The sequence below is a fragment of the Parvularcula oceani genome (assembly GCF_000733125.1).
Classification (GTDB): Bacteria; Pseudomonadota; Alphaproteobacteria; order Caulobacterales; family Parvularculaceae; genus Parvularcula; species Parvularcula oceani.
On sequence record NZ_JPHU01000001.1, the window covers coordinates 104704 to 130441 of the forward strand.

Sequence of the window (25738 nt, forward strand, 5' to 3'; positions counted from 1 at the left end):
CCCTCGGGAGAGGTCGAAGCCGCCTCGGCGGCTTCGGCTGAGGGGCTACTGAATTCGCTCGATGATCGTCGCCGTGCCCATGCCGCCGCCGACGCAGAGCGTGGCGAGGGCCGTGCCCTTGCCGGTGCGTTCGAGCTCGTCGAGCACCGTGCCGAGGATCATCGCGCCGGTCGCGCCGAGCGGGTGGCCCATGGCGATGGCGCCGCCGCAGACATTGATCTGGTCGTGGTCGATGTCGTGCGCCTGCATGAAGCGCAGGACGACCGAGGCGAAGGCCTCGTTGAGCTCCCAGAGGTCGATGTCGTCCTTGGTCATGCCTGCTCTATCGAGCGCCTTCTGCGCGACGAATTCAGGGCCGGTCAGCATGATGGTCGGCTCACTGCCGATCGAGGCCATGGCGCGGATGCGGGCGCGCGGCTTCATGCCGAACTTCTTGCCCATCTCCTCATTGCCGATCAGCACGCCGGCCGAGCCGTCCACGATGCCAGAGCTGTTGCCCGGCGTGTGGACGTGGAAGATCTTCTCGATTTCGGGATAGCGCTGCAGTGCGACCTTGTCGAAGCCGGGCATCATTTCGCCGAGGCCCTGGAAGGAGGGGTTGAGGCTGCCGAGGGTCTGCATGTCCGTATTCGGACGGATCGTCTCGTCCTTGGACAGGATCTCCTCGCCGATGAGGTCCTTGACCGGCACGACGGAGCCCTTGAACCGGCCCTCTTCCCAGGATTTGGACGCGCGCTTGTGGCTCTCCACCGCATAGGCGTCGACGTCGTCGCGGGAGAAGCCGTATTTCGTCGCGATCAGGTCGGCCGAGATGCCCTGCGGAACGACGTAGTTGTGGAAGGTGACTTCCGGGTCGGTCATCAGCGCGCCGCCGTCCGAGCCCATAGGCACGCGGCTCATCGCCTCGACGCCGCCGCCGATCGCCATCTCGGCCTCGCCGGTCATGACCTTGGCGACCGCCATGTTCGTGGCCTCGAGGCCCGATGCGCAGAAGCGGTTCACCTGCACGCCGGCGGTCGTCTCGGCATAGCCCGCCTGCAGGACGCAGGTCCGCGTGATGTCCGCGCCCTGCTCGCCCACCGGGCTGACGCAGCCGAAGACGACGTCGTCGACGTGTTTCGTGTCGATCCCGTTGCGGTCGCGCAGCGCTTCGAGCACCTGGGTGCCGAGCCTGACGGGCGTGACTTCGTGCAGGGAGCCGTCCGCCTTGCCCTTTCCGCGGGGCGTGCGGACGTGATCGTAGATGAAGGCGTCTGCCATGGATGTCTCCTCGGGGATGGCGCGCGCTCGGTTCGGCGCCAAGCTGCGTTGCGGTCGCGCGGAAGCTATAAGACCCTCCTATCCGCTGGCAACGGGTGTCCGCAGCCCTTTCGCCGCACTCGGCACCCGCCCCGGTTGCGCGGTGGGCGCTGGACCTCGCCTCGTCCCGGCGCGACAAGGGCAGCGAATGAGGAGCGCGCGATTTGCACCCCGCCGTGAAGATTCTGATAGGGCTGATCGCGCTCGGCGTGCTGGGCGTGCTCAGCATCCATCTGGGCGTGACGGGACCGGGCGCACGGACGCTGGAGGCGAGGATCGCGGAAGCTGTCGAGGCGGCATTGCACGAGGGCGGCCATGACTGGGCCCGCGTTAGGGTCGAAGGTCAGCGCGCCGTGCTGACCGGCATCGCGCCGACGCGGGAGGCGCTCGCGGCCGCGCGCCGGAGCGCAGCGCGGGCAGTCTCGATCGGCGGCCCGGTCGCAGGGGGCGTGACGGCCGTGAATATAGGAGAAGCTGATATCGCGCCCCTCGACACGGCGATCCTGCCGACGGCGCGCCCCTTCATCCTCCGCCTGTCGCGCAGCTCCGGCGGCCTGACGGCGGAAGGTTTCGTGCCCGACCCCGATTTCGAGAGGCGGCTGGGCCTGCTCGGGGCGGGGGGCAGTGTGCAGGTGGCGCGCGGCATGCCCGATCCGGCATGGCGCGGCCTCGCGCTCGAAGCGGCCGGCATCCTGCCGGAGGATGCCGGGCTCAGCCTCACCGACCGGCGCCTCGTCCTGACCGGGAACTGGAACGCTGCCAGCCGCGCGACGATCGCGGACCGGCTGCCCCCCGGCTACGAAGTGGTAATGCCATGATCTGGCTGATCGCGCAGATGTGGCTCGCCTTGCTGATCGCCTTCTGCCTCGGCCTGTTCATCGGCTGGTGGGCCCGGCCGCCGCGCCGCGTGCCGTCTCCGCACCGCAAGGACAGCGATCCGGGCACGGTGCGGCAGGCCCCGCTTTCCGCGGCGCGCCCGGAGCCGCCGCGGAGCGCGGACGGCCCCGCCGACGACCTGACCCGCCTGCGCGGCATCGGCCCGCATTACGCGCGCCTGCTGCAGGACAACGGGATCCGGACCTTCCGCCAGCTCGCCGAGCTGACGCCCGAGCAGATCGCCTGGCTCGACGTGAAGCTCGGCGCGGGCGAGCGGATCGAGCGAGAGGACTGGGCGGGGCAGGCGCGCGCCCTCCTGCGCAGCGGCTGACCGGCTTCCGCTGGCCAAGCTGCGGTGCTAGGCCCGCTCCACCGTCGGGCCTGTAGCTCAATTGGTTAGAGCTGGCGGCTCATAACCGCTAGGTTGGGGGTTCGAGTCCCTCCGGGCCTACCGGCGGCCTTGCGCAGGAAGCGAAGCGGATTCAGAAGCCTCCTCCCCATCGTCATTTTCGCGCCCATATCGCTTCCATGTCAGAGGCCACAACACCCTCCCCGAGGCAGCGCCTGACCGGCGCGCCGCTGATCGCGGATTACGTCAGGCGCCTGCCCGGCCGGCCCGGCGTCTACCGCATGCTGAACGGCGAGGGCGACGTCCTTTATGTCGGCAAGGCGAAGTCGCTGAAGAACCGCGTCTCGAACTACGCGACGATGAACGGGCATTCGAACCGCATCGCGCGCATGATCACCGAGACGCGCCAGATGGAGTTCGTCGTCACCGAGAGCGAGACCGAAGCGCTGCTTCTCGAAGCGAACCTCATCAAGACGCTGAAGCCCCGCTTCAACGTCCTCCTGCGCGACGACAAGAGCTTCTCGAACATCCTCATCGCCATGGACTCGCCCGTCCCGCAGATCCTCAAGCACAGGGGCGCGCAGAAGCGGCCGGGGCAGTATTTCGGGCCCTTCGCCAGCGCGGGCGCGGTGAATCGCACGCTGAACACGATGCAGAAGGCGTTCCTCCTGCGGAGCTGTTCGGACTCGGAATTCGACAGCCGGACGCGGCCCTGCCTCCTGCACCAGATCAAGCGCTGCTCGGCGCCCTGCACGGGCGAGGTGGACCAAGCCGAATACGATCAGCTGGTCGCCGAAGCGGTGGACTTCCTGAAAGGCCGCAACCGCGACGTGACCAAGCGCCTGTCGAAGGACATGGAGGCGGCCGCCGAGCGCATGGAGTTCGAGCGGGCCGCCCGCTTGCGCGACCGCATCCGCGCCCTCGCCTATATCCAGGAGACCCAGGGCATCAACACGGCGAGCGTGGGCGAGGCGGACGTCTTCGCCGTGCATGCCGATGGCGGCATGGCCTGCGTGCAGGCCTTCTTCTTCCGCGCCGGGCAGAACCTCGGCAACCAGGCCTATTTTCCGCGCGCGGACGAGGACGTGCCGACCGGCGAGGTCATGGGCGCCTGGATCGCGCAGTTCTATGACGGGCGCATGCCCCCTGCCCTCATCCTCCTTTCCGAGGACGTGCCCGATCAGGCCCTCCTCGCCGAGGCGCTCACGATCAAGGCGGGGCGCAAGGTCGAGATCCTGACCCCGCGCCGGGGCGAGCGGCGGGAGCTGACCCGCCACGCCCGGATGAACGCCCGCGAGGCGCTGGGGCGCAAGCTCGCCGATACGCAGAGCCAGAAAAAGCTGATGAAGGAGCTTCAGGAGACGCTGGGGCTGACGGCGCCGCCGCGCCGTGTCGAATGCTACGACAACTCGCATCTGGGCGGCACGGGCCAGGTCGGCGCGATGATCGTCTCGGACGAAGAGGGCTTCGCGAAGGCCAAGTACCGCAAGTTCAACATCAAGGACGAGACGCTGTCAGCCGGCGACGATTTCGGCATGATGCGCGAGGTGATGAAGCGGCGCTTCTCCCGCCTGCTCAAGGAATCGAAGCCCGGCGAGGATGACTGGCCGAGCCTCGTCGTCATCGATGGCGGCGAGGGTCAGCTCGGCGCCGCGCGATGGGCCATGGCGGGCGCCGGGATCGAGGTCGGCACCGATATCGCGAACGGCCAGGTGGCCCTGGTCTCGATCTCGAAGCCGCGGCGAACGACCGGTTCGGGCGCCAAGGTCGCCGACCGCTCGGCCTCCGCCGCCGCAGAGCAGATCCATATGCCTGGCCGCCAGACCTTCCTCCTGCCTCCGCGCAGCCCGGTCCTCTACTACCTCCAGCGGCTGAGGGACGAGGCGCACCGCTTCGTCATCGGCGCGCAGCGGGCCAAGCGGACGCAGGACATGAAGAAGAACCCGCTCGACGCTATCGACGGCGTGGGCGGCAAGCGCAAGAAGGCCCTCCTCAACCATTTCGGCTCGGCCAAGGCGGTGGCGCGGGCGAAGCGCGCGGACCTCGAAAGCGTGGACGGGATCAGCGAACAGCTTGCGGAGCGGATCTACGACCACTTCCACGGCTGAGGCGGGCGGCCGCTCAGTAGCGGTGATTGGCGCTGACGGCGGCCCAGTAGCCTTCGAATTCGACGACGAAGCCGCTCGCCGTATGGCGGGTGACCTTGGCTCGCGCATCGCCGACCGTGACGCTGGTGCCGAGCGGCGGGCGCTTCGCGCTTTTCAGGGTCAAGCCGACGACGGAGGCATCGAGGACCTCGCAGGCCGTCTCGCTGCCATCGTCGAAGCGGACCGTCTTGTGACGCTCGGCGCGCGCCGCCGTCACGGGAGCGGGCAGCGGCTCGACATCGGGCAGCGCCTGTCCGGAAATCTCCGCCAGCTTCTGCCTCAGGCGGGCCTTCTTCGTTTCGGTCAGCGAGAAATTGATCGCGAAGCCGTGCTTGAACAGGCGCACGGCCGTGCCTTCGAAGCGGCTGACGCCTTCGGCATAGACGACGACCCGCTGCCCGAGCTGCGGACGCTTCATGCAATGCAGGGACACGCCGGTCATGGAGAGGTCGATCAGCGTTCCTTCATGCGCCTCTTCCCCGATCAGCAGGCGCGCCGGCACCTCTAGCGGGACCCGGTCTGTTTGCCGTTTGTCGCTGGGAGAAGGTGTTGTAGCCATATCAAGCCTCTATACCCTCGTGGTTGTCGAAAGGTTGATTCCGCCGAAAGCCATAGCCGCCCTTGGCACCCGAATCGCCCTCGCGCCAGCCGCGCCCGCGCCTTATCCTGAGCTCCATGACCCGCTTTACCCCCGATTTCCTGGACGAGCTGCGCGCGCGCCTGCGCGCCTCCGACGTGATCGGGCGGCATGTGAAGCTCAAGAAGGAGGGCCGCGAGTGGCGGGGCCTCTCGCCCTTCACGAGCGAGAAGACGCCGAGCTTCTTCGTGAACGACGAGAAGCAGCGCTGGTTCGACTTCTCCTCGAACAAGAACGGCGACGTCATCGGCTTCCTGATGGAGGTCCAGAAGCTGACCTTTCCCGAGGCGGTCGAGCGCCTCTGCGAGGAGGCGGGCCTGCCCGTGCCGCAGGACACGCCGGAAGACCGCAGGCGCGAGGAAAAGGCGAAGAGCCTGGCGGAAGCCTGCGCGGACGCCGCGCGCTTCTTCCGCGCCATGCTGAACCGCCAGGACGGCGCGGATGCCCGCGCCTATCTCGACCGGCGGAAGGTCTCCCAGAAGCAGCGCGACGCCTTCGGCCTCGGCTATGCGCCGGCGGGGCGGACGGCGCTCAAGGATTTCCTCCTCAACAAGGATTATCCGCTGGAGATGCTGGTGGAGGCGGGCCTCCTGATCCGCCTCGATGACGGGACGACCTATGACAGGTTCCGCGACAGGATCATGTTTCCGATCCTGGGCAGCCGGAACCGCGTAATCGCCTTTGGCGGGCGCGCGCTGTCCAGGGACGCCAAGGCGAAGTACCTCAACAGTCCCGAGACGCCCCTCTTCCACAAATCCTCGGTTCTCTACGACTATGCGCGGGCGCGGCGGGGCGCGGGACAGGGCAAGCCGCTGATCGTGACCGAAGGCTATATGGACGTCATCGCGGTGAACGGCGCCGGGCTGCCCGCCACCGCCCCGCTCGGCACCGCGCTGACGGAGGGGCAGCTCACCCTCCTCTGGCGCGCGGCGGACGAGCCCGTTCTCTGCTTCGACGGCGACCGCGCCGGGCGCAGCGCGGCGTGGCGCGCGGTGGACCGCGCCCTCCCCCTCCTCGCGCCCGGCAAGTCGCTGCGCTTCGTCTTCCTGCCGGAGGGCCTCGACCCTGACGACCTGATCGGCCGGGACGGGCCGGGCGCCTTCGCCGAGCTGATCGAGACGGCGCGCCCCCTGGCGGAAGTCCTGTGGGAGCATCACCTCGAAACCCATGCCCGCTCGACGCCCGAGGAACGGGCCGCCTTCAAGAGGGCGCTCTGGGACCGGATCAAACAGATCAAGGATCCGGATGTGAACGAGGCCTATGGCGGCTTCGTGCGCGAAAAGCTCGGCGAGGCCGACAGGCGCCCCGCCGAACGCAAGCCATGGCTCACGAAACAGGATTTCCGCCGCCGCCGCGACGCGCCCACGGTCTCGCCCGCGCTCAAGGCCCGCCTCGGCGCCCCGAATGCGGGGGACGCGGTGCGCGAGGCGCAGCTCGTCGTCACCCTGATCCACCATCCCCAGATCTTCGCCAATCACGAAGAGGCGGTTCTGGAGCTCGAAGTGCAGGAAGGGTCTCTTCGGACCCTTCTTTCCAGGACGGTCGACTGGCTGACAGAAGCGCCTTCACTTGACAGTGAGGCCCTGCGTTCGCACATCCTCGCAAGTTCGGAGGCTGCGCGGGCCTATGAGCGGTGGTCCAAGCACCCGCTCGTTCGGTTGGCGCGCTTCGTGCGTCCCGAAGCGGGCTTCGACGCGGCGGAAGAAGGGTGGCTCAACGCGCTCTCCATCGACCGTTATCAGGGCGATCTCGAAGGCGAGGTCGCCGAAGCCGCCGCGGAGGCGCATCTGGACGCTGGACGCGAGAGGACCTGGTTCGATGCCTTCAACCACAGAGCCAGGCTGCTCGCCGAGAACAAGCCGGACGACGACGACATCGGCGGCTGACGCCGCCGCAGAAGCGCACGGGACTCTTTGATGAGCAAGACCAACAAGGCCGCAGAGGAAGAGGGCGATCGCCCCGTCCTCGATCTCAACCTCGCCTCGGTCAAGAAGATGATCGAGACGGCGAAGAAGAAGGGCTACGTCACCTATGACGAGCTGAACGCCGTCCTGCCGGAGGAGGAATACACCTCCGAGCAGATCGAGGACATCATGGCGAAGCTCTCGGATATGGGCATCAACGTCACCGAGAATGACGAGCCCGACGAAGAAGACGAGAAGGCGGAGAAGAAGGCCGCCGATGGCGAGGGCGGCACCGCCGTCGCCAAGAAAGAGACCGCGGCCACGGTCACCACCAACACCAAGGCCGACAGCGACCGCACCGACGACCCCGTCCGCATGTATCTGCGCGAGATGGGCTCGGTCGAGCTTCTCTCCCGCGAGGGCGAGATCGCCATCGCCAAGAGGATCGAGGCCGGCCGCGAGTCGATGATCCGCGCGCTTTGCGAGAGCTCGCTGACCTTCGAGGCCATCACTGTCTGGCGCGAGGAACTCGAGGAAGGCCGGGTCCTCCTGCGCGACATCATCGACCTCGACGCGACCTATGGCGGCGGCCCCGAAAGCCGTCCCGACATGACCCGTCCGGAGGTCGCCGAGCGCGTCCAGAAGGAACAGGAAGCGCGCGCCGCCGAGACCGGCGAGGACGAAGACGAGTTCGACGAAGGCGACCTCTCGCTCTCGGCCAAGGAGGCCGAGCTGCGCGAAGGCGTGATGATGACCTTCACGGACATCGCCGAGGACTTCAAGAAGCTGCGCCGCCTGCAGGACCAGCAGATCGAGCTGCAGCTTGGCGGCGAGGACCTGTCCGAAAACCAGGTCAAGCGCCTCAAGAAGCTCCAGAAGGATATCGTCGAGCGCGTCCGCTCGGTGCGCCTGCACAATCACCGGATCGAAGCGCTGGTCGAGCAGCTCTACGCGATCAACCGCGCGCTGATGGCGCTTGAAGGCAAGCTCGTGCGCCTGGCCGACAGCTATGGCGTGAACCGCCAGGAATTCCTGCAATCCTATCTCGGCCACGAACTCGACCCCGACTGGCTCGAGCGCGTCAGCCAGTATGAGGGCCGCGGCTGGAAGAACTTCACCGACAAGGGCCACGACCAGATCGTCGCGCTGCGCGACGAGATCGGCACGCTGAGCCAGGAAACCGGCCTGACGGTCAAGGACTTCCGCCGCATCGTGCAGACCGTGCAGAAGGGCGAGCGCGAAGCGCGGATCGCCAAGAAGGAGATGGTCGAGGCGAACCTGCGCCTCGTGATCTCGATCGCGAAGAAATACACGAATCGTGGGCTTCAGTTCCTGGACCTCATCCAGGAAGGCAATATCGGCCTGATGAAGGCGGTCGATAAGTTCGAATACCGCCGCGGCTACAAGTTCTCGACTTACGCCACATGGTGGATCCGCCAGGCGATCACCCGCTCCATCGCGGATCAGGCGCGCACCATCCGCATCCCGGTCCACATGATCGAGACGATCAACAAGATCGTCCGGACCTCCCGTCAGATCCTCAACGAGATCGGCCGCGAGCCGACCCCCGAAGAGCTGGCCGCCAAGCTGTCCATGCCGCTCGAGAAGGTCCGCAAGGTGATGAAGATCGCCAAGGAGCCGATCAGCCTGGAGACGCCCATCGGCGATGAGGAAGACAGCCATCTCGGCGACTTCATCGAGGACAAGAACGCGATCCTGCCGATCGACGCGGCGATCCAGTCCAACCTGCGCGAGACGACGACGCGGGTTCTGGCGAGCCTCACCCCGCGCGAGGAACGCGTGCTGCGCATGCGCTTCGGCATCGGCATGAACACGGACCACACGCTCGAGGAGGTCGGCCAGCAATTCTCGGTCACCCGCGAGCGCATCCGCCAGATCGAAGCCAAGGCCCTGCGCAAGCTCAAGCATCCGAGCCGCTCGCGCAGGCTCAGAAGCTTCCTCGACAACTGATACCGGCGGGCGGCCCTCGGGCCGCCCGTTTCCTTTCATGACCTCTACCGAAGCCTGCCTCCTGGTCGATGCCGATGCCTGTCCGGTGAAGGACGAGTGCATGCGCGTCGCGCTGCGCTATGGCGTGCCGGTCCTGTTCGTCTCGAATGCCGGCTTCCGCCTGCCCCCGCATCCGCTGATTCGGCGCCTCGTCGTCAGTGAAGGCTTCGATGCCGCCGACGATGCCATCGCCGAGCGGGCGGACGCGGCGAAGGTCGTGGTCACCGCCGACATCCTGCTCGCGGACCGATGCCTGAAGGCTGGCGCGGCCGTCCTCGGCCCCAATGGCACACCCTTTACGCCCGACTCCATCGGCAGCGCCATCGCGACCCGCGCGATCATGAACGATTTGCGCGGCAGCGGCGATCAGGTCGGCGGCGGCCAGCCGCCCTTCTCGAAAGCCGACCGCTCGCGCTTCCTCTCGGCGCTCGACGAGGCGCTGACCCGCCTCGTCTAGAGCGCCGTCTTGGCGGGGCGGCCGCGGACAGCGCGGATGACGAGGTAGAGGAGCAGGCCCGCCGGCCCCGCCACGAAGGCCAGCAGCAGGCAGGGCACGACGAGAATGTACGGCAGGTGGAACCCTTGCGAGTCCCGCGCGATCCACGCCCCGACAAAGAGGTCGAAGGCGAGGTAATGGGCCCAGCCCGTCACCACGCCGAGCGGATGGGAGAAGATCGCGGCGACCCCTTCCATCGTCGTGAAGTCCACGCCCTTCGCCCCGCCGCCGGTCGTCAGGGCGAAAAGAAGAAGCGCGACATAGACGGCGGCCAGAAGCGGCACGGCCACCGCCGTGACCAGCCGCTGCGTCCAGTCCCAGCGGGGCACGAAGAGAAGAAGCGCCCAGGCCGGAAGGACCGCCGCGTTGATCGCGGCGAAGAACAGCCCATAGGTGCCGTCGTTCTGCATGCCCCCTCCCCTGCGCTTTCCCCCCTACCGCTCGGGGGCCGGGGCGACTAGGTCCGGGTACAGCTGACAGGAAGGCAGGCACGAGATGAGAGGTAGCGGACGCAAGAGCGCTATGGGAATCGGCTTCGTGCTGTTCGTGCTGATCCTGTGGTGGGCGCTGGTGCATGTGGGCATGCTGCCCGCGCCGTTCTGAGGCCTCTCAGGACAAGTAGCAGCCGATTGCCGCACGCGTCGCCTCGGTCAGTCCCTGGCCCAGCTCCGCCGGGGCGAAGCGGCGCTGGAAGGCGGTAACGCAGGCTGCGGCGCCGAAGACTTCCACCCCGTAGCCGATGCGGGACAAGCGTTGCAGCGCGCGCTCCTCCTCCGGAACTGCTTGGGGGTAGGCGCCGTTCCACGGCGGCAGCGCCAGCCCCTCCTCCGCCAGTCGGCCCCACGGAAACAACTCGCCCGGATCGTCCTTGCGGTCGGGGGCGACATCGGAATGGCCGACCACCCGCTCGGCGGGAATGTCGTGGCGCCGCAGAATGCCGCGCAGCAGCGGGATCAGCGCGTCGATCTGAGCAGCCGGAAAGTCGCGATAGCCGAATTCGTGGCCCGGATTGACGATCTCGATCCCCACGGACATCGCGTTGACGTCGCTGCGCCCCTGCCACTGCGCGACGCCCGCATGCCAGGCGCGCTCGGCTTCGGGGACGAGGCGGAACAGCGTGCCGTCTTCCTCGATCAGATAATGGGCGGAGACCTTCGCGTCCGGGTCGCGCAGGCGGTCCAGAGCTGCCTGCCCGGTCTTCATTCCGGTATAGTGCAGGACGACCATCGAGATATCGGTGCCGCGTGCGTCGAAATTCGGCGATGGCGCTTCGATCATGGCGAGACCTCGGAGCTGACGGCGGGCGGCAGGTCGGCGCGCTTCGTCCGCTCCTGCCGCATCAGGATGAAGGCGACCCCGGCGAGCGTCATCGCCCCGCCGAAGAGGAAGCGTACGGTAAGGGTCTCGCCGAGAAGGAGCACGCCGAAGCCGACCGCGAAGACCGAGGCCATGAGCCCGGAGCTCGCGACCTGGCTGACCGGCGCGCGCTGGATCAGGAAATAGTAGCTCGCATGCGCGAAGATCGAAGCGACGAAGACCGAATAGGCGAGCGCGCCGACGACGCCCCAATTCACCTCCGGCACGAAAGCCGCCCTCTGTCCCGTCTCGAAGATCAGGGACAGGATGCCCGTCACGAAGAAGCCGACGACCCCGAACCAGGAGAGGAGCTCCAGCGGCTTCACGCCCTCGATCTTCTTGACGAAAATCGCGCCCGCCGCCTCGCTCGTCGCGGCGAGGAGAATGCAGAGCGCGCCAAGCGGCAGGTTGCGGCTGCCTGTTTCCTCCGAACTGCCCGTAGCGATGAGGGCGACGCCTGCGAGGGCCACCGCCATGCCGGTGATGCGGCGCCATCCGACCCGCTCGCCCAGGAACAGGATCGAGAAGACGGTGGCGATGGGAACGTAGCTCTCGATCACGACGGCGGAGATGCTCGCCGTGGTCAGCTTCAGGCCGTAGAACATGAAGGCGTAGTTGAGCCCGCCGAAGCAGGCGCCCGCGATCAGGATCGTCTGCATGCGCCCCTTGTGCCAGCGGCGGAACGGGGTCAGCAGGAGCGCGACCGTCCCCATGCGCAGGCAGACATAGAAGAGCGGCGGGATCGCATCGACCGTCGCCTTCACCACGGTGAAATGCAGGCCCCATGCGAGTGTGATCGCGATCAGGAGAACGACATAGGACGGCTTCACGCTGGCAGCTCCTCGCGAAGCTGCATGGCCGCGAGGCGGGCATAGAGACCGCCTTCCGCCATCAGCCCGTCATGCGTCCCTCGTTCGACCACCCGTCCCTGATCCATCACCACGATCAGGTCGGCATGCCGCACGGTCGACAGGCGGTGCGCGATGACGAGGGTCGTCCGCCCGTCCGAAAGGCGCTCCAGCGCTTCTTCGATCAGGCGCTCCGACCGCGCATCGAGCGCCGCCGTCGCTTCGTCGAGGAGCAGGATCGGCGCGTCCTTGAGGAAGGCGCGGGCAAGGGCGATGCGCTGGCGCTGACCGCCGGACAGGTTGCTCCCCGCATCGCCGACGCGGGTTTCGTAGCCGTCCGGCAGGGCCTCGATGAAGCCGTGCGCCGCGGCCGCTTTCGCCGCCGCGACGACGGCCGCATCGTCGGCGCCCGGGCAGCCATAGCGGATGTTCTCGGCGATCGTATCGTCGAACAGGACCGCATCCTGGGCCACCAGGGCGATTGCGTCGCGCAGGCTTTTCAGGGTCAGGCTCCGCACCTCCTGCCCCTCGATCAGGATCCGCCCGCTCCCGGCCTCGTAAAGGCGCGGCAGGAGGCCGAAGACCGTCGATTTGCCGGCCCCCGAGGGCCCCACCAGCGCGACGGTCGCTCCTGCGGGCACGTCGAGGGTCAGCCCGTCGAGCACCGCCGGCTCTCCGTAGGAGAAGGTCACGTCCTCGAAGCGGATCGCCGGGGGCTTCCCGCGCTCGAGCCGCAAGGGCGCCGCGCCCGGCCGATCCGTAATCGTCCCCCGCCTGTCGAGTACGCCGAAGACGCGCTCCAGAGACCCCATCCCTTCCTGGACGACGGCGTGCAGCGTACCGAGGCCGCGGGCGGGCTGGGACAGGACCGCCATGCCGACGAGGAAGGTCACGAGTTCGGGCCCCGTCAACGACCCCGCGCCGATGCGGAAGGCGGCGACGCCGATGATCGCGCCGATGGCGATGGCGCCGATCACGGTGATGATCGGCTCGTTCGCGGCCCGCAGGCGGACGAGGCGTAAGAGGAGGCCCGCCCGCTCATCGAAGGCGCGGCCGAGGCGCCGGCGCTCCTGCTCTTCGAGGCCATAGGTCTTCACCATGGCCTGTCCCCGCAGGCTCTCGGTCAGGAGCCCCGTCAGCCCGCCGATCTGCGTCTGCACCCGCCTTGCGAGCCACCGGATGCGGCCGCCGAGCCAGCCGACCGGCAGGCCGGCCAGCGGATAGACGATCAGGACGGCGGCGAAGAGCACCCAGTCGAGCCAGGCGAGATAGCCAACGATGACCGCAAGGCGGATCGCGTCGCGCAAGCCGTTTGGCGCGCGGGTCAGGCTTTCGCGCAGGACGGTCAGGTCATTGGTGAAGCGGCTGACGAGCTGGCCCGCCCCCTCGCCTGCGAGCTGGGCGAGATCGAAGCCGCCGATCCGGGCGAACATGCGGTGCTGCATGTCCTTGAGGGTCAGGATCGCCGCGCCCTGGGCTAGGACGGCCTGCGCGTAGAAGAAGCCCGCCTGGAGGACGCCGAGCCCGATCAGGATGACAGGCCCCCAGACCATCACCGTGGCAGGGTCGGCGCCGGGCGCATCGCCTCGTGCGGGGTCGAGGCCCGCGAAGACCCACTGCGTCGCGGCGAGAAGGCCCGCCTCGGCGCTAGCGAGGCCGATCATGGCGAGCACGCCCAGAGCCAGCCGCCCCTTGTGGCGCGACAGGAATTCCCGCCACAGGCGCAAAGCCATCTGGTCCGTCCGTGCCGTCACGCATGCTCCGCTTTGCCTTCGCGCGCAGCATCGCGCTATAGCCGCGCCTCGCTTAGACGAGTGCGCCGTGGCCCGCAAAAAGAGCCTGTCCCCCCTGCTCCTCGCCGTCCTGCCGCCGCTGGTGGCGGGCTATATCCGGCTGGTCCACGGGACGGTGCGCTGGGAGCGGATCGGCGATGAGCACCACCGTGCCCTGATCGGAAGCGGGCAGCCCTTCATCTGCGCCTTCTGGCATTCGCGCCTCCTGATGATGCCGGTCATCAAGGCCGAGCAGGGCCGGGATTTCCGCATGCTGATCTCCGAGCATCGCGACGGAGAGGTGATCGCGCGTGTCATCGGGCATTTCGGCATCGACACCGCGCGCGGCTCCGCCGCCGATCCGCGCAAGAGAGACAAGAACAAGGGCGGCGCCGCGGCGCTCAAGGCGCTGATCTCCAGCGGCCGCGAAGGCCGAAACACAGGGATCACGCCAGACGGCCCGCGCGGGCCGCGTCAGCGGGCGCAGCCCGGGATCGCGCAGCTCGCCCGGCTGTCGGGGCTTCCCGTTCTCCCGATGAGCTATTCGGTGCGCCGGGCGCGGTTCCTCGGCAGCTGGGACAGGTTCCTCCTGCCCCTGCCCTTCTCGCGCGGCGTCTTCGCCTTCGGCGAACCGGTCCGCATCGGGGGGCGCGGGCCGGAGGCGCTGGAGCGGGGCCGGACGGAGATCGAGGAGGAGCTCAACCGCATCACTGCCGCATGCGACCGCATGATGGGGCACGAAGAGGTTGCCCCCGCCCGATTCGGCGCGGAAATGGCAGCATGACACAGTCAAAGCCGCCATTCTCTCTTCGCGCCTATCGCAGCGCCGCCTCGCTCGCGAAGCCGCTGGCGAAGCTCGCTCTCTCCCGCCGGCTCAAGGCCGGCAAGGAGGATCCGGCAAGGATCGGCGAGCGGAAGGGAGAGCCGGGACAGGCGCGTCCGTCCGGTCCCCTGGTCTGGCTGCACGGCGCGAGCGTCGGGGAATCGCTTTCGGTCCTTCCCCTCATCGAACGGCTGAGCGCGGAGATGCCGAGGACGAATTTCCTGGTGACGACCGGCACGGTCACCTCCGCGGCCCTCATGGAGGAACGCCTGCCGCCCCGCGCCATCCATCAATACGTTCCCGTGGACCAGCCGCATTTCGTCCGCAGCTTCCTCGATCACTGGCGGCCCGATGCGGCGCTCTTCGTCGAATCCGAGCTCTGGCCGAGCCTCATCGGCGAGACCAGGAGGCGCGGCGTGCCGATGGCGCTGGTCAATGGCCGCCTGTCGCCCAAGAGCTTCGAGAGCTGGCAGCCGCGTGCGGAGGCGGCGCGCAGCCTGCTCGACGCTTTCGACATCGTGCTCGGCCAGGACACGGAGAATGCCAGGCGGCTTGCGACCCTGTCCGGCCGGCAGGTGCCCATGCTGGGAAACCTCAAACAGGCCGCCGAAGCGCTGCCGGCGGACGAAGCGGCGCTCGATGCGCTGCGCGCAGCGATCGGCGAGCGGCCCGTATGGGTCGCCGCGAGTACCCATGCGGGAGAAGAAGAGGCGATACTCGACGCCCACCAGCAGCTCAACGGGCGCCTGCCCGACCTCCTCACCGTCATCGCCCCGCGCCATCCGGGGCGCGGAACGCAAGTGCAGGCCCTGTGCGCCGAGAGGAACCTGCCCGCCATACGCAGGGGCACGGGCGCGCTGCCCGGCCCCGAACACGCGGTCTATGTCGCCGATACGCTGGGCGAGCTCGGCCTCTTCTACCGGACCTGCAGCGTCGCCTTCATCGGCGGCAGCCTCGTGAAGACCGGCGGCCACAATCCGCTCGAGCCCGCGCGCCTGAGCTGCGCCATCATCACCGGGCCGCACCTGTTCAACTTCCAGGACACCTACGCCGCCATGCGCAGCGCCGGGGGCTCGGCCCTCGTGCGCAATGACCGCGACCTCAGCGCCTCGCTCCTGCGCCTGATGACGGACCCGGTCACGCGGGAAGAGATGGCGCGCCATGCGCGGGAATGGGCGGACGATGCGGCTGCGGCCGTGCTGGACGACGTGATCCACGCTTTGCGCCCGGTGCTGGAGCAAGCCGGATGATGCTCTCGCCGCCGGCATTCTGGTCGCAGGACGGCGCCTCCCCTCTGGCGCGGCTGCTTTCGCCCGCAGGCCGCATCTATGGGGCGATCGTCGCTCGGCGGATCGAGGCGGCGCGCCCTGCACGCGCCGCCGTTCCGGTGGTCTGCATCGGCAATGTCACTCTCGGCGGTGTCGGGAAGACGCCCTTCGCCGCCCTCCTCGCCAATCTCCTGACCCGGCACGGCGTCCTCGCGCATATCCTCACTCGCGGCTATGGCGGCACCGAAAAGGGGCCGGTCTTCGTGTCGCCGGAGGCGACGTTCCGCCAAGTGGGCGACGAAGCGCTCCTTCTCGCGAGGCACGCGCCGGTATGGGTGGCGAGCGACAGGCCCGCAGGCGCCGCCGAGGCCGCGCGGAACGGCGCGGATGCGATCCTGATGGATGATGGCCACCAGAACCCCTCTCTGCACAAGGATTTCAGCTTCGCGCTGATCGACGCCGAAACCGGCTTCGGCAATGGCAGAATCTTTCCCGCCGGGCCCCTCCGCGAATCGCCGGAGGCCAGCCTGGCCCGCGCAGATGCAGCCGTCTTCGTCACCCGCGGCTCTGGCGAGGCTGCTCCCGCCGACCTGCGCCGGAGGGTGCCCGCCGCGCTTCCGAAATTCACCGCCTGGCTCGAACCGGACAGCTCGGCCTTGGACCGGGACAAGGCGGTCTTCGCCTTCGCAGGGATCGCTAGGCCCGAGCGCTTCTTCGACATGCTGCGCCGCCAGGGCTTCGCGCTTGAGGGGACCCGCGCCTTCCCCGACCACCATCCATTCGCGGAGAGCGACATGCAGGACCTCCTGAAACGGGCGGCAGAACATGGCGCGCAGCTCGTGACGACCGAGAAAGATGCCGTCCGCCTGCCCGCCGAGATGCGGGCCCAGATCCGCACCCTGCCGGTCACCATGCGCGTGAGCGACGAGGCGCAGCTTCTGTCGCTCCTGGCTCCCGCTCTGGGGCGTCCGCTGTGACGCTCGCCGATCACGACGACCGCTGGGACGCCGACGTTCCCCTGCCCGAGCCGCGGACGAACCGGCCGGTGACGCTTCTTCACCGGCTCGAGGCAGTGGGCGCGGACCTGCTCTTCGCCTGGTCGAGACGGGCGGGAATCGAGAAGGCCTCGAACAGGCTCGGATGGCTCCTTCGCCGCCTGGGCCCGCGCCTGCGCAAGCCGCATGGCAGGGGTCATGCGAACCTCTCTCTCGTCATGCCCGAACTGGATGCGGCGCAGCGCGAGGAGATCCTGCGGGAGGAATGGGAGAATCTCGGCCGCACGGTCGCAGAGTTCGCCCATCTGGACACGGTCGGGGACCGCACCACCGTTCTGCGGGCCGAGCGGGTGACCGAACTCGTGCGCGAAGGCCGACCGGCCATCTTCGTCTCGGGACATTTCGCGAATTGGGAGGCGATGGCGATCGCGCTTCACCGCCTCGGCCTGCGCTATGCCGTGGTCTATCGCGCCGCCAACAACCCGCTGGTCGACCAGAAGATCATCCGCCTGCGCGCGGCGGTCATGTCGCGCCGCCAGATCCCGAAAGGCAAGCGCGGCGGACGCGAGCTGATGCGGGCGGCGAAGGACGGGTTGTCGCTCTGCATGCTGACAGACCAGAAGCTCGGAGACGGCATTTCCGTTCCGCTGCTCGGGCACTCCGCGATGACGGCACCGGCCGCCGCGAGGCTGGCCCTGCGGGGAAACCTTCCCGTCATCCCGCTACAGATCGTGCGGCAGCCTGGCAGCCGCTTCACGATGACGGTGCATGACCCGATCGAGGTCGAGCGCAGCGGCGACACCGCAGCCGATACGGAGCGGCTGACCGGCGCGATCAACGGGATCCTGGGGGACTTCATCCGCGAGAGGCCCGGCCAGTGGCTCTGGTTCCACCGCCGATGGCCCTCCGGCTAGGGCGCGGGCAGATCGATTTCGAGCACCGTTCCGGATGAGCCGGTCTTCTTGAGGCGCAGCGCGCCCCCATTGGCCTCGGCGATCGCGGCCGCGATCGGCAGGCCCAGCCCCGTCGCACCCTTGCGCCGCGCGCCTCTGAAGGGAACGAAGAGCGTGTCCTGCGCATAATCGGGAATGCCCGGACCGTCATCGGCGACTTCGATCGTGACGCGGCCCCGCGCCTCGGATGCCGAAAGCGTGACGCGCGCGCCGAGCTGCAAGGGATTGTCGATCGTCTCCCGCAGCAGGCGGACGAGCTGGTCGTGATCGGCCCGGACCGTCACGCCCTCGACCCCGGCAAGGGTCACGCCGTCGCGCTCGCCCACCGCCTCGGTCGCTGCCTGAAAGAGGGAGACAGCGCCCTGTCCCTGCCGCTCGACCTCCGCGAGGTCCTGGATCGCGCGCGTCAGCGCCACCACCTGTTCGACGCCGCTCACGAGATGGGGGCCCGCCATCTTCAGCCTCTTGTCGTCCGAGGCGGCCATGCGCTCGGCAACGATTTCCATGCTGGCAAGGAGGTTGCGCAGGTCGTGGCGGACCACGCCGATGCCCTTGAGGGCGAGGGAGAGGCGCTCCGCCTCAGTCAAAGCGCGACAACACGCCGACGAGGCGCTTGGTCCGGCCCGAGAACAGGCGCGGCGAGTAATAGGCGCCGGCAGCGCGTTTCGAGACTTCGCCCAGGGTCGGATATGGCATCACCGTGCTGGTGAAGGCGGAAGCCTTGAGCCCGTTGGCGATGGCAAGCGACCACGCCCCGATGAGTTCGCCCGCGCCGTCGCCGACGATGGAGGCGCCGAGGATCTTGCCCCGTCGCCCGATCAGGATCTTCGCGAAGCCGGTCGTCGCCCGCTCGGTCTGCGCCCTGTCATTCTCGTCGTAATTCCAGCGCGCGACCTCGTAGGAGACGTTCTCCTCCTTCGCCTGCGCCTCGGTCAGGCCCACCGAGGCGAGCTCGGGCTCCGTATAGGTGACGTGCGGGATCCGGTGCGGGTCGTTCTTCTGCGGGAAGACCTTGAACAGCATGTTCCGGATCACGATGCCCGCCTGATAGCCGGCGACATGCGTGAATTGCAGGCCGCCATTCACGTCGCCTATGGCATAGATGCGCTTGTTGGTCGTCCTGAGCTGCGCGTCGACGAGGACGCCCTTCTCGTTCGTCTCCACCCCCGCCGCTTCGAGATCGAGGGCTGAAATATCCGTGCGCCGCCCGACGGCGACGAGGATATGGCTGCCGCGGACATCGAGGTCCTCCCCGTCGCGCGTTGCCGTGACGATCAGGTCCTCGCCCTCCTTGCGGACGCGGGCGACCTGCGCGTTCTCCTCCAGCCGGACGCCCTCTTCGCGCAGGCGCGCCTTGAGGACCGCCGTCAGCTCGGGATCGTCCTTGCCGAGGACCGTTCCCCCTTCGAGGACCGTCACCTCGCAGCCGAGCCGCCGGTGAGCCTGCGCCATCTCGCAGCCGATGGGGCCGCCGCCGACGATCAGGAGGTGCCGGGGCGCCTCGGTCAGGTCGAACAGCGTCTCGTTGGTCAGGAAGGGAACGCCCTCCAGCCCCTCGATCTCCGGCACCAGTGGCGATGAGCCGGTGGCGAGGACGAAGTGATCGGCATGCACCTCGGTCTTGCCGGCGACCAGGCTTTTCGGGCCGGTGAAACGCGCTTCCTCCCGCAGAACCGTGCAGCCCAGCCCCTCGAATCGCTCCTGGCTGTCATTGGGGGCGATGGCATCGATGACGCCGCGTATGTGGTCGTGGACGGCCGCATAATCGACGCGCACCTCTCCCGTGTGCACGCCGAACCGCTCCGCCTCCCGCGCATGCTGCGCCGCCTTGCCTGCCGCCAGCAGCGCCTTGGACGGCACGCAGCCCCAGTTCAGGCAGTCCCCGCCCATCTCCCCGCGCTCGATCAGGACGACGTCGCGGCCGAGCTGCGCCGCCCCGGCCGCGACGGACAGGCCGCCAGAGCCGGCGCCGATGACGCAGATGTCGGTATCGATTCTCCGCAGGGGCTCGCTCAACTGTCTCTCCTCCGCATACGTTTATAGACGACCGGGATCAGCGCGAGGATCACAAGTCCGATCAGGGGCAGCAGCGTTTCCGCCTGCAGCAGCACCTCCCCGCCGCCGAGCTCGTCCGAGGATGCGACGCCCGCCGCGATGCCGCGGCCGATGGACACGTAGACGAAAGAGCCCGGTATGATGCCGAACAGCGTGGCGAGCACATAGTTGCGCAGGCGCACGCCCAGGACGCCCGCGGCGATGTTGATCGCCCAGAAGGGAAAGAGCGGCACGAGGCGCAGGATGAACATGTAGCTGAGTTCGTCATCGCGGAAGCCGCGCTCCATGCGGCCGACAAAGCCCTTCGCCCGCTCGCGCAGCGCGTCGCCGAAGACGGTTCTGGCCGCAAGATAGAGCAGCACCGCCCCGATCGTCGCGCCCGCGACGACGGCCGCCGTTCCGATCCAGAGCCCGAAGAAGAACCCGCCCGCGACCGTCAGCGCCGAGGCGCCGGGAAAGGAGATCGCGACGAGCCCGGCATAGAGGAACACGTAGAGAAGCACGGAGACCGCGAGCCGCTCGTCGATCCAGGTGCCGAGGGCCGCCTGGTTCTCGCGCAGCGCAGCGAGGGAGAGATAGTCGCCGATGCCGAGCGCGAAGGCGGCGGCCAGAGCGGCGGCGATGGCGAGGACGGGCAGCAGGCGCCGGATCGGCACGCGGCGCCTGGCCGGTGCCGGCACCGCGGTGGCTGCGCCGTCGGAAAACTTCGATGCGGTCATGGAGGGTCCGGTTGCTCGCGATCAGCTCTTGAGCATATTGCGACGCATGGCCGAGGCGAGCTTGGCGCGCAGTCCTTCTTGACCCTTCGCGATCTGCGTCCTAGAGGCCCCGTTCGATTTTCAATCCCTCTCCGAGGCCCGTCATGAAACGCACTTTCCAGCCGAGCAATCTCAAGCGCAAGCGCCGTCACGGCTTCCGCGCGCGCAAGAGCACCGTGGGCGGCCGCAAGGTCCTTGCCGCACGCCGCTCCAAGGGCCGCAACAAGCTTTCCGCTTAAGCTGCCGCCTTATACCGTCCTCCGGCGCCGGGCAGATTTCCTGCGCCTGCGCAAGGGACGGCGCCGGGGCACGCCGGCCTTCTTGCTTCAGAGCCTGCCCAATGGGTCGGCTGAAATGCGGGTCGGCTTCACCGTCACGAAGAAGATCGGCAATGCGGTCTGCCGGAACCGGATCAAGCGCCGGTTCCGCGCGGCCGCGCGGCAGGTTCTGCCGGAGCATGGACGCCCCGGCATGGACTATGTCCTGATCGCCCGGCCGGGCGCCGCGGAACGGCCCTTCGATGCTCTTCTTGACGATCTCCGCGGCGCGCTCATAGACCGCGCGAACGGTTGACCGAGCTCACCTTCGCACAAATGTGAGTTCCGCGCCGCCGCCCGCTGCCGAACGGAACCTCCATGGACCGCAATCTCATTCTCGCGCTCGTCCTGACCGGGCTGATCCTGATCGGGTGGAACCAGCTCGTCCTCTCGCCGCAGCAGGAGGCCTTCGAGGCTCAGCAGCGCGAAGCGGGCATCGAAGCGGCAGAGCGCGCGGGCGCGGACGTGACTGCCGGTCTCGAAGCCCCCGCCGTCGATGCCACGCTCAGCAGGATCGACGCGCTCAAGGCCGCGCCGGGCCGCGTTCCGATCGACACGCCGGAGCTGACCGGTTCGATCAATCTGCGCGGCGCCAGGCTCGACGACCTCACGCTCAAGAACTACCACATCGAGACCGACGAGGACTCCCCGCGGGTGATCCTGCTCAGCCCGGCCCGCTCCGGCATCGCCCAATATGTCATTCCCGGCATGGCGGTGGGCGCGGATGTCGGAGACCGCGCCGTATGGGAAGCTCAGGAAGGCGCTGTCCTGACGCCCTCGACGCCCGTCACTCTCACCCGCGCCTCGAACGGGATCGAGCATCGGCTGACCTTCTCGATCGATGACCGCTACCTCATCTCGACCGAGCATACGGTGGTGAACGCCACCGGCGAGGCGCAGACCCTCCTGCCCTTCTCCCTCGTCATGCAGCGAGGCATTCCAGAGAACCTGCGCAAGGGCGCGATCCTGTTCGAAGGCCCCGTCACCGTCGCGGGCGACCGTCTGATGGAGCGCAAATACAACAAGGTCATCAAGAAGGGCGGCTTCGCGCAGGAAGGCGTCGGCGGCTGGGTCGGGATGAGCTCGAAATACTGGCTCTCGGCCGCCATCCCGCCGCAGGACGTGCCCTTCGAAGCCGAGGTGAAGCAGCTCGGCACGGCGGACGATCCGGTCTTCCGTACCTCCTATCAGCTCGATCCGACGATCCTTCAGCCCGGAGAGCGCGCGACGGTCGCGGGCGAGATCTTCGCCGGTCCAAAGCGGGTCTCCCTCCTGCGCGAATATGAGCGCGAGGTCGGCATCCATGATTTCGACAAGGCGATCGACTGGGGCTTCCTGTTCTTCCTGACCCAGCCGATCTTCGCCGGTCTCCAGTTCTTCGCGAACATCTTCGGCAATTGGGGCGTCGCCATCCTCGCCCTGACGCTGGTCATCAAGGCGATCCTCTTCCCGCTCGCCAACGCCTCCTACCGGTCGATGGCGAAGATGCGGAAAGTCCAGCCCGAGGTCGCGGCGCTGCGCGAGCGCCACAAGGACGACCAGATGAAGATGCAGCAGGAAATGATGGCGCTCTACAAGCGCCACAAGATCAATCCTGCCGCAGGCTGCCTGCCGATCCTGGCGCAGATGCCGATCTTCTTCGCGCTCTACAAAGTGCTCTTCACCACGATCGAGCTGCGCCACCAGCCCTTCCTCTATATCGAGGACCTTTCGGAGCAGGACCCGACGACCATCTTCAACCTGTTCGGCCTCCTGCCCTATGATCCGAGCGTGGTGCCGGTGGTCGGCGCGTTCCTGGGCATCGGCATCCTGCCGCTCCTCATGGGTATCGCCATGTGGGTGCAGACCAAGCTGAACCCGCCGCCGCCCGATCCGATGCAGGCGAAGATCTTCGGCCTGATGCCTTTCTTCTTCGTCTTCATCTTCGCGCCCTTCGCGGCGGGCCTCGTGCTCTACTGGTTCTGGAACACGCTGCTCGGCGTCATCCAGCAATATGTGATCATGAAGCGGGCGGGCGCCGATCCGGACATTCTCGGCAATATCAAGTCGAGCTTCGGCAGGAAGCGGCTCGCCGCGAACACGAACAAGCCTGCCGAATAGGCATGACGCCCGAGGACGCACGCAAACTCTTCGCCGGCCCCTGCGATTTCTCGCTGGGGGTCGTGCGCATGGAGGACCTTCCCGAGGCCGACCTGCCGGAGGTCGCGTTCGCGGGGCGGTCCAATGTCGGCAAGTCGAGCCTCCTCAATGCGCTGACCGGCAGGAAGGCGCTGGCGCGGACCTCGAACACGCCCGGCCGCACGCGGGAGCTCAATTTCTTCGACCTCGGCGGCCAGCTTCGCCTCGTCGACCTGCCGGGCTACGGCTATGCCCGCGCGAGCCGTAGCGACGTGGAAAGCTGGACCGGCCTGACGCTCGATTATCTGAGCGGGCGGCCCAATCTGCGGCGGGTCTGCGTGCTGATCGACAGCCGGCACGGGCTCAAGCCGGTGGACGCGACGACCATGGACACGCTCGACGTGGCAGCCGTGCCCTATCAGATCGTCCTGACCAAATCGGACAAGATCAAGCCGCCTGCCGCAAAGGCGGTGACGGCGGCCGTCGCCGAGGCGATCGCCAAGCGGCCCGCCGCGCACCCGGACGTGCTGCTGACATCGTCGGAGAAAAATCTCGGCCTCGCCGAGCTGCGAACCGAGCTTGGCAGCCTGACCGACAGCTAGGACCGGACGATCAGGTCGGGCAGCTCGTTCCGGTCGGCGTCGTCCGGCGGCAGGTGCGGCGCGAGAAGCTCGGCGGCCCGGGCGGCTGCCTCCTCCAGCCCTGCGACCGTCTCGCGCGCCTTCATGCGCCGCGCGAGATGCCCTGCGAGCCCGCGCCATTCGGCGGGACTGACCGCCGCGCCCGCTGCGTCGTCGTAGAGCAGCTCGACCATGCGCTCCTCGAACGCCACGAAGATCAGCACCGCCGCCCTCGCCCGGGTCCGCCGCAGGCCGTGGGCATAGAACTGCGCCTCGGCCGCCGCGCGGACATCCCGCTCGCGCCGCGCCCGCCCCACAATGCGCCGCCCGAGCGACATCGCCGGGAACGAGACGCCCAGAAGGATGAAGAGCACGAGCTGGGCGAGCCAGATGAAGAGCGCGGGGACCGTCGGAAAGGCCAAAAGCAGGCCCGGCAACGCCAGCGCCAGGACGGCTGCGAGCAGGAATTCGAGCGCGCGGTAATCGGTTGCGGCCTGCACCACCATCACCACGATCTCCGCGCCGCAGGCCCGCTCGGCCGTCGCGACCGCCGCCTCTATCCGTGCGCGCTCTTCCTCCTCGAACAGGTCTACCATGATCCCGATGCGCCTCCTCCGCCGAAACTGCCGCCGCCGCCCGTGAAGCCGCCCGACACTCCGCCATGGCCGAAGCCGCCGCCCGAAGAGAAGCCGCCACGCCTGCCGCCGCTCGCGGCCTGCGCGGCGATGATCCAGGCGAGGCTGTCGAGTGCGGGATCATGACGCCGATGCCGACGATGCTCCGGATCGGAGTCGAACACGACCCGCCTCCGCCGGAGCCGGCTCAGAAGCGGCGGCAGGACGAACAGGAGAACGAAGATCAGAAGCGGCCAGGGCATGCCGCCCTCGCCATCGGCCATGGGACGCTCGCCCGCGCGTTCGCGCCGGTCCTGCCACTCGCTCCCCTCGCCGGACAGGACGGCGATCATGGCCTCGGCGCCGGCCGTGACGCCCCCGGCATAGTCGCCTTCGCGAAAGCGCGGCAGCACGGCCCGGCGCAGAATGGTCGAGGTCACGGCATCGGTCAGCTCGGGTTCGAGCCCGTAGCCGACCTCGATCCGCACCGCGCGCTCGTTCGGCGCGACGATCAGCAGCGCGCCATTGTCGAGCGCGCGGCCCGCTTCGCTCTCAGCGACCCCGATGCCCCAGGCGCGGCCGAGGCGGTAGCCGTATTCCTCGATCTCGAGCCCCTGAAGGTCCGGCACGGTGACGATGACGATCTGATCGGAGGAGCGCTCCTCCCACACCGCCAGGCTGCGGGTCAGGGCCGCCTCCGTTTCGGGGGGCAGGATCTCCGCCCCGTCGACCACCCGCCCCGTCAGCTCCGGAAACGATGGCTCCGCCGCCCGGGCGGGCACAGCGAGGAGGAGGAGGCAGAAGAGAGCGATGCGCAGGCTCACCCGTCCGTGCCGAAGGAGACCTCCGGCGCCTCCTGCGCTTGCGGCGCCGCTTCGAAGGGCGCGGCGCGCTCATAGCCGCCATTGAAGATCGCCGCGACCCAGCGGTCGGGCAGAACCATGAACTCGCGATTATAGTCCTGCACCGTCGCGATATAGTCGCGGCGGGCGATGGCGATCCTGTTCTCGGTGCCTTCGAGCTGCGACTGGAGGGCGAGGAAGTTCTCGTTGGAGCGCAGCTCGGGATAGCGCTCGACCGTCACGAGAAGGCGCGACAGCGCGCCCGAGAGCTGCTGCTGCGCCGCCTCGAACTGCGCGACCCTTTGCGGGTCGGTCAGGTCGTCGGCGCTCAACTGGATCGAGCTCGCCCGCGAGCGCGCCTCGACCACCTCCCGCAGGACGTCCCGCTCCTGCTGCGCATAGCCTTCGACCGTGCGCACGAGATTGGGGATCAGGTCCGCCCGGCGCTGATACTGGTTCTGCACCTCCGCCCAGGCGGCATCGACCGTATTGCGCTTGTCGGGCACGTCATTGATGCCGCATGCCGAGAGGCACAGCAGCGCGGCGAGGAACAGGATCGGTCGCATCACGCGCTCCCTTGGCATTGATTCCAGCGGACCGGAAGAGACGATGTTTCGCGCTCCCGATCCAGCCTGCGGCACAGCCGCTTCGAAGGCGCGCGGCGGCTTGCCGGAAGGCAAG

26 protein-coding genes and 1 tRNA gene are annotated in these 25738 nt (G+C 68.2%); 15 read left to right on the top strand and 12 right to left on the bottom strand.

Going from position 1 to position 25738, the window contains the following annotated elements:
* Positions 1–45 precede the first annotated feature (45 nt).
* Entirely contained in the window at positions 46–1260 is a 1215-nt protein-coding gene (locus tag IE88_RS0100480; protein ID WP_031548963.1) for an acetyl-CoA C-acetyltransferase, read from the bottom strand.
* Positions 1261–1475: 215 nt separating this feature from the next.
* Between IE88_RS0100480 and IE88_RS18345 the strand changes: the two genes are divergently transcribed.
* From IE88_RS18345 to uvrC, 4 genes are all read left to right on the top strand, one after another.
* Positions 1476–2117 (top strand): hypothetical protein, encoded by a 642-nt coding sequence (locus IE88_RS18345; RefSeq protein WP_031548966.1) that lies wholly within the window; start codon positions 1476–1478, stop codon positions 2115–2117.
* Positions 2114–2506, top strand: a complete 393-nt coding sequence (locus IE88_RS0100490; protein ID WP_051881310.1) for a DUF4332 domain-containing protein — start codon at positions 2114–2116, stop codon at positions 2504–2506. Before IE88_RS18345 ends, IE88_RS0100490 begins: the two co-directional genes overlap by 4 nt.
* A 46-nt stretch (positions 2507–2552) precedes the next feature.
* Positions 2553–2626, top strand: a tRNA-Ile gene (locus IE88_RS0100495).
* Between the two features lie 77 nt (positions 2627–2703).
* Positions 2704–4632: an excinuclease ABC subunit UvrC gene (gene uvrC, locus IE88_RS0100500; protein WP_036766258.1), complete on the top strand. Its 1929-nt coding sequence runs from the start codon at positions 2704–2706 to the stop codon at positions 4630–4632.
* Positions 4633–4645: 13 nt separating this feature from the next.
* Here the strand turns inward: uvrC and IE88_RS0100505 are convergent, their stop codons facing one another.
* Positions 4646–5230 (bottom strand): PilZ domain-containing protein, encoded by a 585-nt coding sequence (locus IE88_RS0100505; RefSeq protein ID WP_081871312.1) that lies wholly within the window; start codon positions 5228–5230, stop codon positions 4646–4648.
* A gap of 116 nt (positions 5231–5346) precedes the next feature.
* Here IE88_RS0100505 and dnaG point away from each other — a divergent pair, with 116 nt between their 5' ends.
* From dnaG to IE88_RS0100520, 3 genes are read left to right on the top strand one after another with little or no spacing between them, the layout of a single operon-like run.
* Entirely contained in the window at positions 5347–7194 is a 1848-nt protein-coding gene (gene dnaG, locus IE88_RS0100510) for a DNA primase (RefSeq protein ID WP_156032271.1), read from the top strand.
* Positions 7195–7224: 30 nt separating this feature from the next.
* Positions 7225–9183 carry an RNA polymerase sigma factor RpoD gene (rpoD, locus tag IE88_RS0100515; RefSeq protein ID WP_031548981.1) on the top strand — a complete coding sequence of 653 codons (1959 nt, stop codon included), beginning with the start codon at positions 7225–7227 and terminating at the stop codon, positions 9181–9183.
* A gap of 37 nt (positions 9184–9220) precedes the next feature.
* Positions 9221–9679 (top strand): YaiI/YqxD family protein, encoded by a 459-nt coding sequence (locus IE88_RS0100520; RefSeq protein WP_031548983.1) that lies wholly within the window; start codon positions 9221–9223, stop codon positions 9677–9679.
* On the opposite strand, the gene IE88_RS0100525 is transcribed toward IE88_RS0100520, so the two are convergent.
* The 4 genes from IE88_RS0100525 to IE88_RS0100545 form a co-directional block, all read right to left on the bottom strand.
* Complete coding sequence (locus tag IE88_RS0100525) at positions 9676–10128, bottom strand: ABA4-like family protein (protein ID WP_031548985.1); 453 nt, start codon at positions 10126–10128, stop codon at positions 9676–9678. The genes IE88_RS0100520 and IE88_RS0100525 overlap by 4 nt on opposite strands.
* A gap of 199 nt (positions 10129–10327) precedes the next feature.
* Positions 10328–10996 carry an N-acetylmuramoyl-L-alanine amidase gene (locus IE88_RS0100535; RefSeq protein ID WP_036766262.1) on the bottom strand — a complete coding sequence of 223 codons (669 nt, stop codon included), beginning with the start codon at positions 10994–10996 and terminating at the stop codon, positions 10328–10330.
* On the bottom strand, positions 10993–11904 hold the full coding sequence (locus IE88_RS0100540) for a DMT family transporter (RefSeq protein ID WP_031548989.1): 912 nt from the start codon (positions 11902–11904) through the stop codon (positions 10993–10995). The genes IE88_RS0100535 and IE88_RS0100540 overlap by 4 nt, the downstream gene beginning before the upstream one ends.
* Positions 11901–13676 carry an ABC transporter ATP-binding protein gene (locus IE88_RS0100545; RefSeq protein ID WP_031548991.1) on the bottom strand — a complete coding sequence of 592 codons (1776 nt, stop codon included), beginning with the start codon at positions 13674–13676 and terminating at the stop codon, positions 11901–11903. The genes IE88_RS0100540 and IE88_RS0100545 overlap by 4 nt, the downstream gene beginning before the upstream one ends.
* 67 nt (positions 13677–13743) lie before the next feature.
* On the opposite strand from IE88_RS0100545, the gene IE88_RS0100550 reads away from it, so the two are divergent.
* The 4 genes from IE88_RS0100550 to IE88_RS0100565 are packed head-to-tail and all read left to right on the top strand — an operon-like array spanning position 13744 to position 17694.
* On the top strand, positions 13744–14478 hold the full coding sequence (locus tag IE88_RS0100550; protein ID WP_051881312.1) for a lysophospholipid acyltransferase family protein: 735 nt from the start codon (positions 13744–13746) through the stop codon (positions 14476–14478).
* Positions 14475–15767 carry a 3-deoxy-D-manno-octulosonic acid transferase gene (locus tag IE88_RS0100555; protein ID WP_031548995.1) on the top strand — a complete coding sequence of 431 codons (1293 nt, stop codon included), beginning with the start codon at positions 14475–14477 and terminating at the stop codon, positions 15765–15767. The genes IE88_RS0100550 and IE88_RS0100555 overlap by 4 nt, the downstream gene beginning before the upstream one ends.
* Positions 15764–16762, top strand: coding sequence for a tetraacyldisaccharide 4'-kinase (gene lpxK / locus IE88_RS0100560; RefSeq protein WP_202900381.1), 999 nt, complete (start codon positions 15764–15766; stop codon positions 16760–16762). Before IE88_RS0100555 ends, lpxK begins: the two co-directional genes overlap by 4 nt.
* Positions 16759–17694, top strand: coding sequence for a lysophospholipid acyltransferase family protein (locus IE88_RS0100565; RefSeq protein WP_051881313.1), 936 nt, complete (start codon positions 16759–16761; stop codon positions 17692–17694). The genes lpxK and IE88_RS0100565 overlap by 4 nt, the downstream gene beginning before the upstream one ends.
* On the opposite strand, the gene IE88_RS0100570 is transcribed toward IE88_RS0100565, so the two are convergent.
* The 3 genes from IE88_RS0100570 to IE88_RS0100580 are packed head-to-tail and all read right to left on the bottom strand — an operon-like array spanning position 17691 to position 20507.
* On the bottom strand, positions 17691–18320 hold the full coding sequence (locus IE88_RS0100570; RefSeq protein WP_031549001.1) for a sensor histidine kinase: 630 nt from the start codon (positions 18318–18320) through the stop codon (positions 17691–17693). The genes IE88_RS0100565 and IE88_RS0100570 overlap by 4 nt on opposite strands.
* Complete coding sequence (locus IE88_RS0100575; RefSeq protein ID WP_238319237.1) at positions 18313–19749, bottom strand: dihydrolipoyl dehydrogenase family protein; 1437 nt, start codon at positions 19747–19749, stop codon at positions 18313–18315. The genes IE88_RS0100570 and IE88_RS0100575 overlap by 8 nt, the downstream gene beginning before the upstream one ends.
* Positions 19746–20507: a TVP38/TMEM64 family protein gene (locus IE88_RS0100580; RefSeq protein ID WP_081871314.1), complete on the bottom strand. Its 762-nt coding sequence runs from the start codon at positions 20505–20507 to the stop codon at positions 19746–19748. The genes IE88_RS0100575 and IE88_RS0100580 overlap by 4 nt, the downstream gene beginning before the upstream one ends.
* A gap of 143 nt (positions 20508–20650) precedes the next feature.
* Here IE88_RS0100580 and rpmH point away from each other — a divergent pair, with 143 nt between their 5' ends.
* The 4 genes from rpmH (at position 20651) to yihA (ending at position 23583) form a co-directional block, all read left to right on the top strand.
* The gene (rpmH, locus tag IE88_RS0100585) at positions 20651–20785 is read left to right on the top strand and encodes a 50S ribosomal protein L34 (protein ID WP_031549008.1); all 135 of its coding nucleotides are present in this window, start codon (positions 20651–20653) and stop codon (positions 20783–20785) included.
* Entirely contained in the window at positions 20742–21119 is a 378-nt protein-coding gene (rnpA, locus tag IE88_RS0100590; RefSeq protein WP_081871315.1) for a ribonuclease P protein component, read from the top strand. Before rpmH ends, rnpA begins: the two co-directional genes overlap by 44 nt.
* Positions 21120–21181: 62 nt before the next feature.
* Positions 21182–22963 (top strand): membrane protein insertase YidC, encoded by a 1782-nt coding sequence (gene yidC / locus IE88_RS0100595; RefSeq protein ID WP_031549014.1) that lies wholly within the window; start codon positions 21182–21184, stop codon positions 22961–22963.
* A gap of 2 nt (positions 22964–22965) precedes the next feature.
* A complete protein-coding gene (gene yihA, locus IE88_RS0100600) occupies positions 22966–23583 on the top strand; it encodes a ribosome biogenesis GTP-binding protein YihA/YsxC (RefSeq protein WP_031549016.1) in 618 nt (205 codons plus the stop codon).
* On the opposite strand, the gene IE88_RS16965 is transcribed toward yihA, so the two are convergent.
* Genes IE88_RS16965 through IE88_RS0100615 form a run of 3 tightly spaced genes read right to left on the bottom strand, consistent with a single transcriptional unit; the run spans position 23580 to position 25623 of the window.
* Positions 23580–24197 carry a hypothetical protein gene (locus IE88_RS16965; RefSeq protein WP_051881314.1) on the bottom strand — a complete coding sequence of 206 codons (618 nt, stop codon included), beginning with the start codon at positions 24195–24197 and terminating at the stop codon, positions 23580–23582. The genes yihA and IE88_RS16965 overlap by 4 nt on opposite strands.
* Positions 24191–25039, bottom strand: a complete 849-nt coding sequence (locus IE88_RS0100610) for a TPM domain-containing protein (protein ID WP_051881315.1) — start codon at positions 25037–25039, stop codon at positions 24191–24193. Before IE88_RS0100610 ends, IE88_RS16965 begins: the two co-directional genes overlap by 7 nt.
* Positions 25036–25623 (bottom strand): LemA family protein, encoded by a 588-nt coding sequence (locus tag IE88_RS0100615; protein WP_202900382.1) that lies wholly within the window; start codon positions 25621–25623, stop codon positions 25036–25038. Before IE88_RS0100615 ends, IE88_RS0100610 begins: the two co-directional genes overlap by 4 nt.
* Positions 25624–25738: the final 115 nt, after the last annotated feature.